At 65.3% G+C, this 18202-nt stretch carries 16 protein-coding genes; 8 read left to right on the forward strand and 8 right to left on the reverse strand.

Translation table 11 applies throughout. The features are described 5' to 3' along the window. Positions 1-7: 7 nt before the first annotated feature. Positions 8-640 (reverse strand): nucleotide exchange factor GrpE, encoded by a 633-nt coding sequence (gene grpE / locus G6N32_RS25425; protein WP_115318367.1) that lies wholly within the window; start codon positions 638-640, stop codon positions 8-10. Continuing rightward, on the reverse strand, positions 637-2487 hold the full coding sequence (gene dnaK / locus G6N32_RS25430) for a molecular chaperone DnaK (RefSeq protein WP_115318366.1): 1851 nt from the start codon (positions 2485-2487) through the stop codon (positions 637-639). Before dnaK ends, grpE begins: the two co-directional genes overlap by 4 nt. Before the next feature lie 280 nt (positions 2488-2767). Here dnaK and G6N32_RS28605 point away from each other — a divergent pair, with 280 nt between their 5' ends. Beyond that, on the forward strand, positions 2768-4243 hold the full coding sequence (locus G6N32_RS28605; protein ID WP_174901039.1) for a hypothetical protein: 1476 nt from the start codon (positions 2768-2770) through the stop codon (positions 4241-4243). A gap of 385 nt (positions 4244-4628) precedes the next feature. Continuing rightward, positions 4629-4913, forward strand: a complete 285-nt coding sequence (locus G6N32_RS25440) for a hypothetical protein (RefSeq protein WP_232077332.1) — start codon at positions 4629-4631, stop codon at positions 4911-4913. Here G6N32_RS25440 and G6N32_RS25445 read toward each other — a convergent pair. Beyond that, positions 4902-5237 carry a hypothetical protein gene (locus G6N32_RS25445; RefSeq protein ID WP_115318365.1) on the reverse strand — a complete coding sequence of 112 codons (336 nt, stop codon included), beginning with the start codon at positions 5235-5237 and terminating at the stop codon, positions 4902-4904. The two genes, G6N32_RS25440 and G6N32_RS25445, sit on opposite strands and share 12 nt — an antisense overlap. A 223-nt stretch (positions 5238-5460) precedes the next feature. On the opposite strand from G6N32_RS25445, the gene G6N32_RS25450 reads away from it, so the two are divergent. Further along, positions 5461-7575, forward strand: coding sequence for a CocE/NonD family hydrolase (locus G6N32_RS25450; protein WP_115318364.1), 2115 nt, complete (start codon positions 5461-5463; stop codon positions 7573-7575). Here G6N32_RS25450 and G6N32_RS25455 read toward each other — a convergent pair. From G6N32_RS25455 to G6N32_RS25465, 3 genes are read right to left on the reverse strand one after another with little or no spacing between them, the layout of a single operon-like run. After that, positions 7572-8810: an MFS transporter gene (locus G6N32_RS25455; RefSeq protein WP_163789453.1), complete on the reverse strand. Its 1239-nt coding sequence runs from the start codon at positions 8808-8810 to the stop codon at positions 7572-7574. The genes G6N32_RS25450 and G6N32_RS25455 overlap by 4 nt on opposite strands. A 1-nt stretch (position 8811) precedes the next feature. Beyond that, the gene (locus G6N32_RS25460) at positions 8812-9561 is read right to left on the reverse strand and encodes a GAP family protein (protein ID WP_163789455.1); all 750 of its coding nucleotides are present in this window, start codon (positions 9559-9561) and stop codon (positions 8812-8814) included. A 29-nt stretch (positions 9562-9590) separates the two neighbouring features. Continuing rightward, the gene (locus G6N32_RS25465) at positions 9591-10631 is read right to left on the reverse strand and encodes a TIGR03617 family F420-dependent LLM class oxidoreductase (protein ID WP_115318361.1); all 1041 of its coding nucleotides are present in this window, start codon (positions 10629-10631) and stop codon (positions 9591-9593) included. A 104-nt stretch (positions 10632-10735) separates the two neighbouring features. Between G6N32_RS25465 and G6N32_RS25470 the strand changes: the two genes are divergently transcribed. From G6N32_RS25470 to G6N32_RS25480, 3 genes are read left to right on the forward strand one after another with little or no spacing between them, the layout of a single operon-like run. Then, positions 10736-12388: an alkaline phosphatase family protein gene (locus G6N32_RS25470; RefSeq protein WP_115318360.1), complete on the forward strand. Its 1653-nt coding sequence runs from the start codon at positions 10736-10738 to the stop codon at positions 12386-12388. Positions 12389-12420: 32 nt separating this feature from the next. Beyond that, positions 12421-13269 (forward strand): SDR family oxidoreductase, encoded by an 849-nt coding sequence (locus G6N32_RS25475; protein ID WP_115318359.1) that lies wholly within the window; start codon positions 12421-12423, stop codon positions 13267-13269. A gap of 37 nt (positions 13270-13306) precedes the next feature. After that, complete coding sequence (locus tag G6N32_RS25480; protein WP_147291981.1) at positions 13307-13567, forward strand: hypothetical protein; 261 nt, start codon at positions 13307-13309, stop codon at positions 13565-13567. A gap of 829 nt (positions 13568-14396) precedes the next feature. Here G6N32_RS25480 and G6N32_RS25485 read toward each other — a convergent pair. Continuing rightward, on the reverse strand, positions 14397-14720 hold the full coding sequence (locus G6N32_RS25485) for a WXG100 family type VII secretion target (RefSeq protein WP_115318358.1): 324 nt from the start codon (positions 14718-14720) through the stop codon (positions 14397-14399). Positions 14721-14798: 78 nt separating this feature from the next. Continuing rightward, the gene (locus G6N32_RS25490) at positions 14799-16532 is read right to left on the reverse strand and encodes an acyl-CoA dehydrogenase family protein (protein ID WP_115318357.1); all 1734 of its coding nucleotides are present in this window, start codon (positions 16530-16532) and stop codon (positions 14799-14801) included. Positions 16533-16682: 150 nt separating this feature from the next. Between G6N32_RS25490 and G6N32_RS25495 the strand changes: the two genes are divergently transcribed. Further along, complete coding sequence (locus G6N32_RS25495) at positions 16683-17240, forward strand: hypothetical protein (RefSeq protein ID WP_115318356.1); 558 nt, start codon at positions 16683-16685, stop codon at positions 17238-17240. Positions 17241-17250: 10 nt separating this feature from the next. Beyond that, positions 17251-18183 carry an LLM class F420-dependent oxidoreductase gene (locus G6N32_RS25500; protein ID WP_115318355.1) on the forward strand — a complete coding sequence of 311 codons (933 nt, stop codon included), beginning with the start codon at positions 17251-17253 and terminating at the stop codon, positions 18181-18183. Positions 18184-18202 lie beyond the last annotated feature (19 nt).

An 18202-nucleotide genomic window follows, 5' to 3' on the forward strand; every position in this document is an offset into this window, starting at 1 on the left:
CATGCTGTTAATTCGATTCTGCGTTCTGCGCGCCGCTCTGGTCGCCGTTGACGGGCGTGTCGCCCTTCTGAGGTGCCGCTGACCCGTCGTCGACGGTGTCGACCACCCCGACGAGTGCGTGCCGGAGCACCTGATCGCCGAGCCGGTAGCCCTGCCGCATCACGTTGCCCAGCACCGGCTTGGAGCCTTCGCCCTCGTGCTGCACGGCTTCGTGCAGCGACGGATCGAACTCGTCACCCTCTGCGCCGAATGCGGTCAGACCCAGCCCGGCCAGCGCGGCCGTGAGCTTGTCGGCAACCGACTTCAACGGGCCGGTCTCCAGATCACCGTGGCTGCGGGCACGATCGAGGTCGTCGAGCACGGTGAGCAACTGGCTCACCACGGCGGCCTTTGCCCGCTCGCCGGCTACCTGCTGATCGCGCAGCGCGCGCTTGCGGTAGTTGGCGAAGTCGGCCTGCACACGCTGCAGATCGGCGGTGAGTTCAGCGACCTTGTCGGCCTGCTCCCCGCCGGCGCCCGCCGCCCCCGGCGCCGACCCACTTGGGGCCGGGCCGGAGGCTTCGCGAACTTCTCCGGTCTGGGGGTCGATTCGGCGCTTGTCGGTGACAGTTACCGGTTCTTCCTCGCGACCTTCGCTCACTTGCGCTCCTGATCATCGTCATCCACGACCTCGGCATCCACGACATCGTCAGCCGACGATCCACCCGACGGACCGGCACTCTGGTCGGCCTGGGTGGCCTCGTAGATGGCCTGGCCCAGAGCCTGGCTTTCCTGGCCGAGCTTCTCCATGGCGGACTTGATCGCACCGATGTCGGTGCCGGCCAGTGCCGTCTTCGCTTCCGCGATCGCGGCGTCGACCTTGGTCAAGGTGTCCTCGGGGACCTTGGAGCCGCCCTCGGCGTCGCGCTGCTCGGAGACGAACTTCTCCGTCTGGTAGACCAGCGACTCGGCCTGGTTGCGGACGTCGGCCTCTTCGCGACGCTTACGGTCTTCCTCGGCGTGCGCTTCGGCGTCCTTGATCATCCGGTCGATCTCTTCCTTGGAGAGGCCGGAGCCCTCCTGGATCTTGATCGTGTTCTCCTTGCCGGTGCCCTTGTCCTTGGCGGTTACGTGCACGATGCCGTTGGCGTCGATGTCGAAGGTCACCTCGATCTGGGGCACGCCGCGCGGAGCCGGCGGGATACCGGTCAGCTCGAAGCTGCCGAGCAGCTTGTTGTGTGCGGCGATCTCGCGCTCACCCTGATAGACCTGGATCTGCACCGACGGCTGGTTGTCGTCGGCGGTGGTGAAGGTCTCCGACCGCTTGGTCGGGATGGTGGTGTTGCGCTCGATGAGCTTGGTCATCACGCCGCCCTTGGTCTCGATACCCAGCGACAGCGGGGTGACATCGAGCAGCAGAACGTCCTTGACCTCACCCTTGAGCACACCGGCCTGCAGGGCGGCACCGACGGCCACGACCTCGTCCGGGTTGACGCCCTTGTTGGGCTCCTTGCCACCGGTGAGTTCCTTGACCAGGTCGGTCACCGCGGGCATGCGGGTGGAACCACCCACGAGCACCACGTGGTCGATGTCGGACACCGAGATGCCGGCGTCCTTGATGACCTGCTGGAACGGCTGGCGGGTGCGGTCCAGCAGATCTTGGGTGATCTTCTGGAACTCCGAACGGGTCAGCTGCTCGTCGAGGAACAACGGGTTCTTGTCGGCGTCGACGGTGATGTAGGGCAGGTTGATCGAGGTGCTGCCACTGGAGCTCAGCTCGATCTTGGCCTTCTCGGCGGCTTCACGAAGCCGCTGCATGGCCATCTTGTCCTTGGTCAGATCGATGCCACTGGTGCCCTTGAACTTGTCGACCAGCCATTCGACGATCCGGTCATCCCAGTCGTCGCCACCGAGGTGGTTGTCACCGGAGGTCGCGCGGACCTCGACGACGCCGTCGCCGATCTCCAGCAGCGAGACGTCGAACGTGCCGCCACCGAGGTCGAAGACCAGGATGGTCTGTTCCTTGCTGCCCTTGTCCAGGCCGTAGGCCAGAGCGGCAGCCGTCGGTTCGTTGACGATGCGCAGCACGTTGAGGCCGGCGATCTGGCCGGCTTCCTTGGTGGCCTGACGCTGGGCGTCATTGAAGTACGCGGGCACAGTGATGACCGCGTCGGTGATGTCCTCACCGAGGTAGCTTTCGGCGTCCCGCTTCAGCTTCATCAGCACACGGGCGCTGATCTCCTGCGCGGTGTAGTCCTTGCCGTCGATCTCAACGGACCAGTCGGTGCCCATGTGCCGCTTCACCGAACGGATGGTCCGGTCGACGTTGGTCACTGCCTGGTTCTTGGCGGGCTGGCCTACCAGCACTTCGCCGTTGCGCGCAAAGGCGACCACCGACGGCGTGGTGCGGGACCCTTCGGAGTTGGCGACGACGACCGGGTCGCCACCCTCCAGTACCGCCACGACGGAGTTGGTGGTCCCGAGGTCGATGCCGACCGCACGAGCCATGTTGAATCCTCCTGATAGTTACGTCTTTGGGTCTGAGCGAACCAGGCTCAAGACTGCCCCCGCCGGTGGTCGGCTGTCAAGCCAGAGTTGAGTCGGTTTCACTCAAGTTGTCGAACGGGTCAACGGCAAGGGTTGCGGATTTGTTCCCGGCGTGCACCAACGGCGCCGAGATCGACGCCAGCGTGGTCGACTCTCGGACGTTCGCGCGCTGGCGTCGATCTCGATTTCCGAGTTCCGAGTGAATACCGGCCGCACCCGGGGACTAGTAGGTTTGCTGGCTGTGGGGATTTCGCTCGCGGATCTGGACCGGTGGGATCCCGGCTCCATTCGCGCGGTCGCCGCCACGGCGGCTGAGCGTGCGACTCACTTTCGCGACGTGGCGCACAACCAAGGCGCCATTATCGCGAAATTGGAATGGCAAGGCGCCTCGCGGGAGGCGTCCACTGCCCGGGCACGAGTAATCGGCAACAGCCTCCTTCAGCACGCCGACGAATGCGACCAAGCGGGCCGTGACGTCTCGTCCGCAGCGTCCGAGGTGGAATCCATCAAGGCGGAGTGGACTCGCATCCAACGCATGGCCGACAGATGGGGAATCACGATCGACGTTGCGAGCAGTTCACTCGAGTGCTTTCACTCGGCCGACCCAAAGCAACAAGCCGAAACCGCGCGGCACCTGCAAATCGTCGACGATGCGATCGTCGATCTCCTGCGGCGCGCTGATTCGACCGATCGGCACCTAGCCACCTCACTAGACAACGCGGCGTCCGAGATGGCCGACGGCGACATAGCCGAAGCGCCGATAGCTCCTGATTCGGACCAAAAGCGCAACCAAATCGACGCGTTCCGTAAGACATTCGGACGAGACCCGGTCAGCACGAGTGATTGGACGACTGCTTCCGCGCTGGATCCGCACAGCTACAACCCGAAAAATCAAGGTGTGGAAGCGAATATCGTCGTCGCCCGCATCAAGCCCATACCGGGACAGGGGGTCGTGCGCACGAATCTGTTCATTCCGAGCAAGGACGTATGGGCTCCGGCAATCGAACTCCCACTTTCCGACAACGAGCACATGTTGCCGTACGACAACAACGTCGGCGACAACCGTGGCTTCTCGCCGTTCATCGGCCCCGAAGAGTCGCGCGTCGCGATCTACACCGACTTCGAGAACGGGATCATCGTCGCTCGCCAGAATCCGTCAGTCAACGCCGATACCGGACAAGTCAGGGCCGGCACGCCCGATGTTTCGGCAATCCAGCAATCAAACGGGGCAGTCTTGTTGCGTTACAACGCCGCTGACCCCTTCTCGCCAGGAGGCGAGGTGCCGGCGAAAGCCATTCCGTTCAGCGTCAATGGCACACTAGGGATCAGCCCGAGCGCTGACGGGCCACGGGTGGGTGGCACCGTGACGTCATTCCCCGCACTTGAGATCTACGGCGACCGAAACGGAACCACCACACCGCTGCTGCAATCCTGGCCGAGCTTCACCGACGATGCTTCCGGGCCGATGATCGGTCTACTTCCTCATAAAGACATTGGCGACCCCATGATCGTCACATGTTTCAATAGCGTCGTCCCGCAGATCGAACCGCCACAACTTGGGTCCGTGCACGGACCGCAAGCCATGCCGATTACGCCGCCACTGGCGATTGTGCCCCCTGGCAACTTCACCCCGTTCGGACCAACGACGGCAGGTGAGGTGCCAGTGGTGCGGACGTACACGCCATTTCAGGGCGACGAGTTCCTTGTCCCGCGCTAGAGAGTAAGGAGTAAGGACAATGACAACAGTGGATCGACGGTGGACGCCACTGCCTTCATGGTCCGCTGAACTGTGGAGGCATTGACATGGCGGTCCGCATGGTTGATTGGCGGAGAGCGACTTTGGTTGGCGCGCTCATCGGTGGGGTGTTCTGGGGACTTGCAGCGGGTGCCATTCTGGCGTCGAAGGCATCTGCACCGGCAGTCATCTCAGTATGCGTCGCCGCGGCGGTCATGGTGGTCGCCGGAGCAATTGTGTACCGCCGCGGCGGTACACCCAATGGCGCCTTTGGAATTGGTTTGATCCTGGCCCCACTCACCGGTCTTACGCCGGTGCTTATGGTTTGGCTGCCCGGTCTCTTGACGCATGCGATTTCGTGGAGGGGGTGACGACCATCGATAGACCGCCGCACACAACAACCGGCCCGACAGCCCTCGAGGATCAGCATCCCGTCGCGCTGCTCGTCGGCCTATACACCGGCTTCGCATCGGTGATCCTGACGTTTGGATTCCTTTGGCCGCTCGCTCCGCTGTTTCCCGCCGTGCTTGCCGGCGTGGCAGCAGTACTGCCCTTCAAGAGCCACTGGCACGTCGCCCGCGGTGCGTTCTATGCCTGTCTGGGGGTGCTGGCGTTCGAAGCCGTATTCGTACCGATTCTCCTATTGAGCTGAATCGTACGGTTCCCCGTCTACTCGGTCGCCGACCTGCTCGAGCACAGCAGCGGTGCGTTCATCCGTGGCGTAGAACGTCCGGGCTGCCGCCGCAACGTGTGCGGCCTGCCGGGTGAGTGCGGTGTAGTGCTGATCGGATACCCGCTGCCACGCGCTGGCCATGCGCACCAGCGCATCGGCCGATGTGCCTACCCATCCAGATTCGGCGTCACCGAGTCCCACCATCGACTGCAGATGGGACGCCGATAGGGCGGTTGCCTGCTCGCCGATAGCAGATCCGCCACCGAGCAGGCCGTCGACATCAACCTTCAGCTTGTCAGCCACGTCGTCCCTTCCGTACGGATCACCGAATTTTATGGCGCCCCGCGCGCGGGCGATAGTCGGTCTGTCGACGCCGAGATCGACGCCAGCGTGGCCGCCTCTCACACTTCCTCGCGCCAGCGTCGATCTCGACCTCGTGCCCACAACTTTTGACGACGTCGTCAGACTTGTCACAGGTTGGGCCAACCGCCAGACACACCCGGCACGCCACGCTACTTATAGACGAATGGGTGCAGGGGCGTTTGTCGGTCGTATCGGTGGGCTTGCGGTAGCGCTGGGGATCGGCGTCGCGATCGCCGCCGGAGCCGGACAGGCGGCGGCTGCGCCCGCTGGTGGTTCGGATTCGTCGTCGGCCAGCGCCGCCGGCCCGCACTCCTCGGCACAACACAGCGGGGTCGCGAAGAGCGCGAGGAAAGCCACCGCCGACTCCGGCACGGCCGCAACCAAAGCCAACTCCCGGGCGACCGTTCGGTCGCTGATCACACCGCGAACGACGGCAACGGCCACCGCCACCCGCACTGTGACCGACGATCCGACCGCCCCGGTCGATTCCCCGGTAACGCTGGTGTTGGCGGCCGCCTCCCGCCGCGAAGCGCAGGCCACCACCCAGACCCAACGCACCGTGGCCGCGGCGACCACGACGGCGGCGACCGCCGATGTACCCGCCATCCCCACTCCGGTGGTGGCTATCCCGCAGACCGCGCCATTGGCGTTCCTGCAACACATCCCGGTCCTGGGTCCGGTCCTGTTCACCCCGATCGTGGCGTTCATCCACCAGATCCCGGTCTTCGGCGACGTGCTCCACCCGCTGTTCGGCTATCCGGTGCACCCGGGGGCATCGCCCAATGCCGCACAACCTCGCGACGTCAAGGTGGTCTCGTTCGACGGCACCCAGATCTACGTCCACTTCATGCCCGCGTCCGGGCTGCAGGAAGGCACCCAGGCGCCGACGATCTTCTACGGACCCGGATTGGGCATGCCCGGCCAGACGAGCATCGACGGCAGCGTCGTCGACGGCGTTCTCACCAACGCCCTGGGCATGCCGAGCATCCTCGCCCTGCGCAAGGCCGGCTACAACGTCGTGACGTGGGACCCCCGCGGTGAATACAGTTCGGGCGGCCAGCTGCAGATCGACTCGCCGGACTACGAGGCCCGCGACGTATCGGCGATCATCAGCTGGGTCGCCAGTCAGCCGGAGGTCAAGCTGGACGGCCAACCGTCCGACCTCGACCCCCGCATGGGTATGGTCGGCGCGTCCTACGGCGGTGGCATCCAATTGGTCACGGCGGCAACCGATCACCGCGTCGACGCGATCGTGCCGACCATCGCCTGGAACAGCCTGACCAGCTCGCTCTACAAGGCTCAGTCGTTCAAGAGCGGCTGGGGAACGTTGCTGTCGACCGTGCTGGTCCTCACGCTGGCCCGCACCAATCCGAAGATCATTCCCGCCACCATCTACGGCGATCTGACCGGACATCTGACGCCTGCAGACGTGGCGCTGCTGGAGGAACGCGGACCCGGGCTCCCGACAGATCTTCTCAGCAAGATCACCGCCCCCACACTGTTGATCGAGGGGACCGTCGACACCCTGTTCACGTTGCAGGAGGCCAACGCCAACGCATTGGCGCTGATCGGCAACAACGTCGACACCAAGGTGATCTGGTTCTGTGGCGGCCACGGCCTGTGCACCAACGACCTGTTCAACACCGGCGGTGTGCTGGTCCAGAAGCGCACCCTGGAGTGGCTCGATCACTACGTCAAAGAGGATGCGGCGGTGCAGACCGGCCCGCAGTTCGAGTGGGTTGACCAACGGGGCCAACATCTTTCGTCCGCCTCCTACGATTTGACGCCGAGCGATCCGGTGTTGGTGTCCAGCACCAAGACCCGGACCTTGCCGCTGGTGCCGTTCCTGGGGGCCGGCGGCCTGTTCGGCGTGGTGCCGATCGGATCGTCGCGGGCCATCGATGCGCTGAACTACACGACGCCGGCCGTCACCTCCACCACCTACGTCGTCGGCGCACCGCACCTGAGTTTCACCTATTCCGGCACCGGCAGTGGAGATCACCTCTACGCCCAGCTCGTCGACAACTCCACCGGGCAGGTGCTGGGCAATCAGGTGACCCCGATCAAGGTGACCCTGGACGGCACCGAGCGCGTCGCCGACGTCGACCTCGAGATGGTGGCCCAGACACTCAAACCCGGCCAGAAGGTCACCCTGCAGGTGTTCGGGTCGTCGGCCTCCTACCGCGCGGTCGGAGCGCTGGGCTCGGTCACCGTGTCGAACCTGGAACTGTCACTGCCGACCGTCGACCCGTCTTCCATTACCGTCAACGCGGCCTAGCTGTCGCGCTCCGCCGGTATCTCGTTGCCGGGCAGGCGTTTCAGCGCACGCGCCAACGCCAGCTGGGCGAGGGCGAAGACGCCCAGCGCAGCGCCCACGATGCCGAACGACCCGTAAGCGGTGGCGCCAGCGGTGAACGCACCGCCGACCAGGCTGTCCACCCCAACCGAGGCTGCCGTCCTGCCGAACTCGGATGCGGCGGTGACACCGCCCGCGTGTTCGAGCGGGGTCAGCTCCTGTCGCCAGCGCGTCAGAACCAACCGGGCGCAGACGTTGCTGACGCCGAACAGGAAGACCGCCACCACCATGATCCACAGGTTCACCGGCATCCAGCCGACCGCGAGAAGCAACGTCCCGCCCACTCCCGCGAACATCCACCCGCGCCCGGAGCCGCGGCGCACCGTGACCGCATACAGCAGTGCGCCCGCCACCCCGCCGAGGGCGAAGGCCGATCCGACGTGACCGGCCATGTGCGGTTGGTGCAGAAGGCCTTTGGCGAAGAACGCGCTCAGGTCCTTGCGTAATTCGTAGAGGTGGAACAGCATCAGACCGACGACCACCATCAGCAGGTACCGGTTCTTGAGGATGTACTTCACCCCCGCCCATGCCCCGCCGTGAGCGTGGTTGCGATCTTCGACGGGAATGGCCGGACGCTCAGGGATCAGCAGATAGCATGCCGCCGACAGCGCGAATCCGACCGGAATAACGATGTGCGACACGATTTCGGCTGAGAAGACCATCAGCCCGCTGAGCATGAGTGGCCCGACGACAGCACCGACCTCGAACGCCAACTCATAGCGGGAGTTGATTCTGTCCAGCAGCTGCGGACGATGGCCGGCGAGTTCGAGTGGAATCGTGTGCACGGAGGTGTCGACGTATCCGCGGATCAGCGCTTCGGCGCTGTAACACACCATCACCCACGTCAGGGTCGCCAAGCCGAATGCCATCGCAGCGGGTATGCCGGCCAGCACAACGCCGCGCAGCAGCGTCGACACCGCCAGCACACGCCGCGCCCCGAACCGCTCGGTCGGCCAGCCACCGAGGTAGGTGCCCACCATGTGCAGGGCGGTGCCGAATGCGGAGAAGAACGCGGCGGTGCCCAATGATCCTGACAAGTCGGCGACGAGCAGGGGTTGCGCCAAATGCACTGCGCTGTTGGCAATCTGGGTCAGCAGGACACCGCTGAGCAGCCCACCCAGGCGCGCCGAACTGGCCTCGCCGGACCCGAGATTCACATCAGTGCTTCGGCATGTGCTCGAAGGCACCGTGGCCGACGAACAGGGCCGCGGCCAGCAGTAGCACCGCGACAATCCAGCGGCCATGCACCTTCATGACGCGCTCGTATCCCTCCTTGATCCGGTCGGCGGCACCCGGTCGAACCATCTCGATGACCGTCGGCGTCAGCGCGGGCACTACGGCGATGACCGCGAAAATCACAGCGCCGAGCGCACGTTCGGGGCGGTCACCGATCTGCAGGATCTGATGGCCCGCGGCGATCGCGATCGGAAAGACCTTCGGGTGCAGACCGCACACCGCGAAGCCGGCCATCGCGGCGCGGGTGATCCGTTGATGGTCAGGCAGATCCGCCTTCGGATCAAGCCCCGGGAAACGCGCAGTGAGCCGGGTCCGCAACTTGCCGGGACGGTGCTCGGGCTTGGACACGTCCGTGATCGGCTTGTGTCGGAGTGCACCGGTCGCGCGGCGGATGCCGATCGCCAGCAGCGCGGCCGCGATCAGAAGCCGGACGATAAAACCCGGCCATGAGCCGTGGTCGGCGCCGGAGGCCGGCGCCCCGGTCAGCGCGGCGACACCGACACCGATGCCGGTGGCGAACGCGATGCCGACGACGGCACCTCCGGAGAACGCCAAGGTCGCCTGTCGAGGAACTTTCTTGTCGCTGGCGACCACCAGTCCGAGCACCAGCGTCTCGGGGCTGAACAACAACGCGAGTGCGAGCGTCGCGATGACCGCAAGATGCGTACTCACAGGCACATCCACGCCGGCATGGCGGCAGGTTACCGCGCCGGACGCTCCGGCGCGGTACGTTGCGACAGTTGTCGCGCCACCTCGCCGTAGCGCTCGAAACGCTCCGGATCCCCCAGCGCGTTGTAGAGCACGATGCGGGTTGCGGTCTCGCCGTATCGCTCGGCCAGCGCGCCGGCCAGCCCGTCCCAGGTCGATTCGGTGGCGAACGTGGCGATGTGGTCGTCGGTGATCTGCGCAGCCATCCCGTTGACGTCGCCGGCCTTCTGCTTCTCCCGGATGCGGGCGGTGGTGCCGTCGAAGCCGGCCTCATCCCAGATGAACGCATAGTTGGGGGTGCTGCCGTAGAAGCTCATGGAGAACCGCACCCGCTCCCGCTCGGCCGCGCGCTCCTCCTCGGTGTCGCCGACGATGGTCATCACCGGCACGATCAGCGCGATGTCGGACGCCGAGCGCCCTGATTTCGCCGCGCCCTCAGCGACTTTGGGCACCACATGGCGGGCGATGTAGCCGGGCTCTCCGATCGGGTGGACGTGCACGCCGTCGGCCACCTCACCGGCCATCCGAAGCATCCAGGGGTTCACCGCCGCGATGTCGACCTTCGGGTCGGGCTCGTCGATGGGCCCGGCACTCCACTGCGGCGTGATGAAGTCCAGGTTGTAGAACTCGCCGTGGTGATCGAGGGTGCCGGTGCGGAACGCGGTAAAGCAGGCCTTGACGGCCAGCACATAGTCGCGCAGTCGCGGCCCGGGACGTTCGAACTGGGTGCCATAGCGCCGCACGACGTGGGTGCGAACCTGGGTGCCCAACCCCAGCCGGAAGCGTCCCCCGCTTCCCTCCTGCAATTCCCACGCGGTCGCTGCCGTGATGAACGGGCTGCGCGGAAACGCCACCGCGACACCGGTCGAGAGCTGGAGTCCCGGCGCAGCTTGCGATGCCACCGCGGCGTTGAGATACGGCGTCCGGCCGGTCTCGGTGAAGAGCATGCCGGAGAAGCCGGCGGCCTGAGTGCGTTGGGCGAGGCTGCCGATTTCTCCCAGCGGCAGCGCAGTGGTCATGACGTCGACGTCCACCGGACGAATCGTAACGGCGTCGCCGAAACGCCATGCGGGGTTGCGTCGCAGATCTAGTCTGTGCGACAGCTGTGCAATAACTGTGGGCAAGAGATCGGGGAAGCATGACGACGATCAAGCAGGTGTGTCTGGGAGTTGCGGTCGCCGGTGTGGTCGCCGGGGCCGGCTCGGCGGTGGCGACTGCGGTGGCTTCGGCGGATACCGGGTCATCCGATTCGCAGAGCGCGTCGCGCGGCACCTCTGCGTCGTCGTCGGCGTCGACCGCCCGTTCACGCAAGCCGGCGGCGAAGGGCGGCAGTGCGGTCACCGGTCCGAAGCGGACACAGGCACCGACCGCATCCGTCGCTGCCCCCACGGCGAAGCGGACCGCCGCAACCATCGCGCCACTGAAAGTCGCGGCGGCGCTCGCACTTCCGAAGCTCCCAGCGCTGCCGCTGCCGCCGTTGCCTGCTCCGCCCGCCGGCGCCAAGAGCACCGCCTATTCCTACCGGGACCGCAACATCAGTGCGTCGGCCGTCGTCGTCACCAACAACGTCGCCGACCCGACCAACACTCACGTGCTGGTGATCGGCGTCGACGGCACCAACATGCGGCGGATCCTCGCCCAGCCCGACCTGAACGTGAACTTCGTCAGCCTGATGAACGCCAGCACCACCGGCATCGCGTCGATCGTCGGCCACACCACGATCTCCAACCCGTCGTGGACCGCAATCCTCACCGGAGCGTGGGACAACCAGACCGGCGTGATCAACAACCTCTTCACCGCCGACACCTATATGAAGTGGCCGACCGTCTTCAATCAGCTCGAGGCCTACAACTCCGAGATCGACACCATGGCGATCGCGGACTGGAGCGTGATCACCGACATCGCCAAGGCCGGCCTCTACCCCGTCGACACGCCGGTGCTGGTTCCGCAGGTCCCCGGTGACTCCAACTGGTCACTGACCGACGCCGAGGTGACCGCCCAGACCGTCGCGGCGATCCAGAGCGGTGAGCCCCCGAACTTCCTGTTTTCCTATCTGGTGCAGGTCGACGAGGCCGGGCACCAATTCGGTGGTGGCTCACAGCAATACGCTGATGCCATCCACCGCACTGACGAGAACCTCGGCGCGATCATGGACGCGGTCAACAACTCCGGCGAGAACTGGACGGTCATCGTGGTCACCGATCACGGCCATCAACCGCAACTGGGCTTCGGACACGGCTTCCAGTCCCCCGACGAGACCTCCACCTGGGTCATCGCCAACGGCGCCGGCTTCACCGCAGGGCAGATGAATCTGGCCTACTCGATCGTCGACGTCACCCCGACCGTCCTGGACCTGTTCGGCGCTCCCCCGCCGCCGGGATCCAACGGGGTGTCGCTGACGACGCTGGGTTCGAGTTCGGTCACCCCCAACGACCTCCAGCAGGCGCTCAAAGACGCGATCGCGCGCAACGGGTGGCCGGACATCCAAACCAACGTCGCGCTGAGCGTGCGGACGATCTTCGCGAGCATCCCGTACTTCCTGGACGGCGGGATCACCAGTCTGACTGCCACGCTGCAGGGGATCGTCGACCAGAACGTCTTCCTGATCAGCCAGCTCGCCGCGGTGTCGCAGGTGGTGGTTCAGGTCCTTGGGAATGTGTCGATCGCAGCCACCAGCGCGCTCGCCGAACTGGTGGCCTGGATGACCGGGGTGGACATCTTCGCGAAGGGTTACCCGCAGGATCCACCTGCCGGTGCGACACAGAACGAGCCCTCGGTGTTGGTGGCCTGACCACACGGCACCGGTAGGCCATACTCACTCCGATGAGTACCTACGTCGTCACCGGCTCCGCATCGGGCATGGGCCGGGCAGTCGCTGAGCGGCTGCGGGCCAACGGGCACACCGTGATCGGGGTGGACGTCCAGCCCGCCGATGTGGTGGCCGATCTGTCCACTCCGGCCGGTCGCCGTACGGCCGCTGACGCCGTCCTGGCCGCCTGCGGTGGACGCCTTGACGGTGCGGTGCTGGCGGCCGGCGTCGGACCGACTCCGGGTCGGGATCAGCCACGCCGCATCCTCGAGGTCAACTACTTCGGCGTCGTCGAACTGCTGCAGGCGTGGCGGCCGGCGCTGGCCGCCGGTGAACGCGCCAAAGTCGTGGCGTTCTCCAGCAATTCGACGACCACCATGCCGGCGATACCAGCCCGCGCGATCCGGGCGTTGCTGGTCGGTGACGGCGACAAGGCCGCTCGGGCCCTGCGCATCTTCGGTCGCGCCGCGTCGTCGATGGCATACGGCGCGTCAAAGGTGGCGCTGAGCCGCTGGGTACGCCGTCACGCGGTGACCCGCGACTGGGCCGGCGCCGGGATCCGCCTCAATGCCCTCGCTCCGGGCGCCATCCTGACGCCACTGCTGGAGAAGCAGCTGTCCACCCCGGCTGAGGCCAAGGCCATCAATTCGTTCCCGGTACCGATCGGCGGTTTCGGCGACGCCGGGCATCTGGCCGAGTGGGTGGTCTTCATGCTGTCCGATTCCGCGGATTTCCTCTGTGGCAGTGTCGTTTTCGTCGATGGCGGGTCTGACGCCTATTTCCGTTCCGATGACTGGCCGGGCCCGGTTCCGGCCCGACGGTTGGTGCCGTATCTGCGAAAGTTCCGTAGCTTCTCGAAGTGAATTGCCTCACCGCCCCACTCCGGTAAGTTTGCTGAGTGTGGGGATTTCGCTGACGGATCTGGAAAGGTGGATTCCGGGATCGATACGCGCGGTGGCCGCAGCTGCCACCACTCGCGCGAACCACGTGCGTGAGGTCGCCCATGATCAGCGAGGCCGCGGGACGCTTTCACCCAGCGAGTACAACGATGCCATTCGGGCAGCCTTGGTCGCGACGACCGGTCGTGACCTCTATCAGGACATAGACGCGCAGATGTCAAGCCGCTACAACGCAGTCACTGAAACGACGGAACCAAAATGATCCGATGCAGCGGTTTTCGAAGACTAACGGCAATAGCCGCCCTCACATCCACAGTCATCAGTGGGTGCGACAATACGACCGCCACCCCGCCGACCAAGCAGTCCGAGCGCTGGCCCGCCGTGCTCTCCGAATCCACCTTCGTTTGGAGTGCAGAGCCAGGGATAGACCTTCTCGCACAACCAATTGTCACCTTGCGCGCGTATTTCGAATCGCTGGTGCTCGGAGAAACCTCGGGTAGCAATGACTACCTCTACCCCGGATTCGATCACGCGGTAGAGCGCGAGAAACCGGCGGAATATTCGCACTACTCGCTGCATCTGTGGCCCGAACTCGGCTTCCCGAAGGAAAGTCCCGAAGTGGGTTCGAGCCGTCTCCACGTTCTACGAGTTGCGGACGATGGGCAAGGGGTCACCACGGTGATGTGCACATGGGACTGGGGAATCGCCACTCAAAGCGCTGAGGCTAGTTATCAAGCACTCGGCTCATGGCGAGGCCCCCAAACGGGTGTAGGCGTCCAGCGAGTGCGCCTCACGACATCGGTGGGCAGTCCCCCGCCGACTACGCGTCCCCAAAGTGGACCCTCCCGATACCCATCGTTAGATGTGTTCGATAACTGGCGTGTCGTCGGACGCCTGTCAAACTCAGCGCCGTCGGACACGGTCGGCCCCGGCACTCAATGGCCGGAATACCAGCAAGACCTCGCTGCTTGCGTGACGCTCGCGCCGGAACCCGTGGAACGTCGACAATTCCTCACCACCGGAGAGCATCCCCGCTCCGACTTCCCCACGCTGCCCAGCTATCCCGGCTGGCCGCTCGAATCCCAGTAGCGCTACATCGTCTGCGCGTCGGCCTGTTCGCCGACAGCCTTCAGCTTCTCAGCGTTGCGCTTCTCCATATAGTCGAACATCTTGGCGCTGGTGTCCATACCGGTCGCCTGATGATCCAGGGCGGCAGTGTGCTTGTCCGTCAACGTGTTCCAGTGATCGGTCAGCGACGACAGTGCCTGCGCCGAGGACCCCACCCAACCGCTCTGTGCCGCGCCGACACTGCCGACAGACTGGCCGTGGGCCGCTGCCAACTCGGCCGACTTCTCGGCCATTTTCGAGCTGCCGGCCGACAAGCCGTCGATGTCGACCTTCAATTCGTCACCCATTGCATCTCCCACCCGTAACGAGCCGTACCGGCAGGATATAGCGCGGCCACCGACAATTCACTTCACTCGGCGAGCACGCTACGGCCGCATCGCATACGCGCCGTCATACGCTTTGACCTGCGCCCACACCCGATCGAAACGCTCGGCATCAGTGACGGGTTTACGCACCGCACCAAGCGCCCACTCCTGTTGCGCCGGAGTCGAATTCACCTTGCCATGCAGCGCAACTGCGTATGCCGAGAAGTCCCGCACCTGTACGTCGAAGATCTGGTCCACCAGATCCCGATCGATGCCGCGCAGCCGTGCCTGCTCCAGAATCAGCTGCCCGTACACCACCAGGGTGAACAGGTGACCGATGACGAGCATGAAGTCGAGGTCCTTCTGTTGCTCGGCGTCGGGCGCGGCGGTGAGCAGCAACTGCTGCAGCGCCCGTGCCTGCTCGAGGAAGCGGGCCACATTCGGTATTGCGGAGGCACTTTCGAACACCGGCACCCAGTCGGCGAACTGCACCTTGGAGGCGCCGCGCGCCGGGCCCTGCGCCCAGAAGAACACGTCGTCGGCAGGGTCGTCGCGGGTACCGATCTCGGGATAGTCCGCCGGGTTGAGCAGATAGTTGGGCATGAACTTGAGGATCTGGGCGACGTTGACGTGCACCGTGCCTTCCAGCCGCGGTAGCGCACCGATCAGACGGGTGACCTGAGTGAAGTAGGTGTCACGTTCGAAACCCTTGGCGGCCATGATGTCCCACAGCTGGACCACCACCTTCTCACCCTCCGACGTCACCTTCGCCTTTGTCGCCGGGTTGAACAACAGATACCGGCGGTCCTCGAGACTGGCGCTGCGGAAGTAGTCGATCGCGCGGTCGCTGAACAATTTCATCGCCACCAGCCGGGCATAAGCCTCGACCAGCCCGGCCTGCACGTGCGGGAAGTCGGTGACCGGGTTGCCGTACAGAATTCGGTTGTTGGCGTGGGTGATCGCCTCGTAGAACGCGTGCTCACACATCCCGATCGAGGCGGTGCACAGGTTGAACTTTCCGACGTTCACGGTATTGAGCGCCACCGAGAAGGCTTCCGGCCCAGTGCACAAGATGTCTTCCTCACGCACCGGATAGTCGTGCAACGCGAACGTACTGACGTACATCTGGCCGCGAACGACGTTGCCGATCAGCTCGTACGCCGGGTGCGCGCTGTCCGCGACGAACCACACGTAGCCGTCGGGACCTTCGACGTCGGCCCGGCGGGAGAACACCGACACCATGCCGGCCACGTTGCCGTTGCCGATGTAGTACTTCTCGCCGCTGGCCCGGAAGGCCAGACCATCCTCGTCGGCCGGCGTGAGAATCATGTCGGTGTCGTAGATGTCGGCACCGTGCTCGCGTTCGGACAACGCGAAGGCCATCACACCGCCGGCGTCGAGCTGCGCGGCGGCCCGCTCCTTCGCTTTGATGTTGTCGCTCTGCCAGATTGGACCCAGCCCGAGGATGGTCACCTGTTCGGCGTACCAGTACGCCAGGCCGTAGAAGCCGAGGATCTCGCTGAGCGCGGCGTTGCGGGAGGTATCCCAACGTTTGTTGTCATCCCCGAGTCCGAATTCAGACGGGGTCAGGAACGTCGCGAAGATCCGCTCCTTGCCGACGAACTCGAGGAAGTCCGACACCCATACCGCGTCGTGGTCGTCTTGGAGCAGGCGCGTCTTGCCACGCTCCTCGAACCACCCGATCAGCGCGGTGAGCTGGCGCCGCGTCCCGGGATCGAATTGTTTCGGGTCGTAGGTGTTCGGGTTGAACAACAGGCGGCCGGTGTCGGTCATGGACGCACCCTTTCATCGCTGCATCGAATCTAGCCCGATCGCGGGCCGCGGGTTCCGAGATCGCACCGGCGATCGAACGCACCCCGCGAGTCACTGGAGTCACTTGCGTCACTGCATGCGTACCCTGACACTCGACGGCAGGAGTTCGGCGTGCGGATATCCAACGGCATGAAGGCCGGTGTGGCGGTGGTGTGGCTGGTGGCTGCCGGCGCTGCTGCCGGGTGCAGCTCCACCACCGACGGCGCGGCCCGATGCCCGGGCTGCGGACCGGGCGCAGAGCCGAGTTTCCCCACCAGCAAGCCGACCGTGTCCACGCCGCTGCCGACGTCGTCGCCGACCCCCTCGCCCTCGGTGCCCAACCCGGGCGGCCAGACCCTGCCGCCCAGCGACACCGGCTACGTCTACATCGAAACCAAGTCCGGCCAGACCCGCTGCCAGCTCAACTCGGAGTCGGTCGGCTGCGAATCGAACTTCACGAACGCACCCGCCATCAACGGCACCCCTGCCAACGGCGTCGAAGTGACCGCCGGAGGCAACCTGCGCTGGATCCTCGGCAACCTCGGCGACATCCCCACCACCACGCTCGACTACGCGACCTATCACGCAGTCGGCTGGACGATCGACGCCCGCAGCGACGGGACCCGCTTCACCAACGACGGCACCGGGCACGGAATGGTCGTCGGCACACAAGGGGCTCAGGTTTTCTAAGCTGGGCGATATGGACTTCCGCGTCTTCGTCGAACCCCAGCAAGGTGCCACCTACACCGATCAGCTTGCGGTGGCCCAGGCCGCCGAATCTTTGGGCTACTCAGCGTTTTTCCGCTCCGACCACTACCTGGCGATGAGCGGAGACGGCCTGCCCGGCCCCACCGACTCGTGGGTCACGCTGGCCGGTATCGCCCGCGAGACCAGCACGATCAGGCTGGGCACGCTCGTCACCTCCGCCACCTTCCGCCATCCGGGACCGCTCGCCATCTCGGTGGCACAGGTCGACGCGATGAGCTCAGGGCGGGTCGACCTCGGTATCGGCGCAGGCTGGTTCGACGCGGAGCATCTCGCCTACGCGATCCCATTCCCGCCGCTGGGTGAACGGTTCGAGCGGCTGCGCGAACAACTCGACATCATCACCGGCATGTGGACGACGCCGGCGGGCCAGACCTTCGACTACGCCGGCACCCACTACACGGTCAAAGATTCCCCCGCGCTGCCCAAACCCGTACAAGATCCTCATCCGCCGATCGTCATCGGCGGCAACGGCCCCAAACGAACGCCCGCCCTGGTCGCCCGGTACGGCTCCGAATACAACCTCGCGTTTCCCGCCCTGGACTTCGTCGAACCCCAGTACACCCGGGTGCGGGCTGCGCTGAGCGACGCCGGTCGCGCACCCGAGGACATCGTGTATTCCGCGGCGTTCGTGGTCTGCGCCGGGCGGGACGACGCCGAGATCAGCCGGCGTGCGCAGGCGATTTCCCGCGAGGTCGACGAGCTGCGGACCAACACGCCGCTGGTCGGCACACCCGGTGAAATCGTCGACCGGCTGGGACCGTTCATCGAGGCTGGAGTGCAGCGGGTGTACCTCCAGCTGCTGGATATGTCCGATATCGGCCACGTCGAACTGTTCGCCACCGAGGTGATCCCGCAACTCGCCTGATTGCCGAACGCTGCTTCGG

Source organism: Mycolicibacterium aichiense (genome assembly GCF_010726245.1).
Lineage (GTDB): Bacteria > Actinomycetota > Actinomycetes > Mycobacteriales > Mycobacteriaceae > Mycobacterium > Mycobacterium aichiense.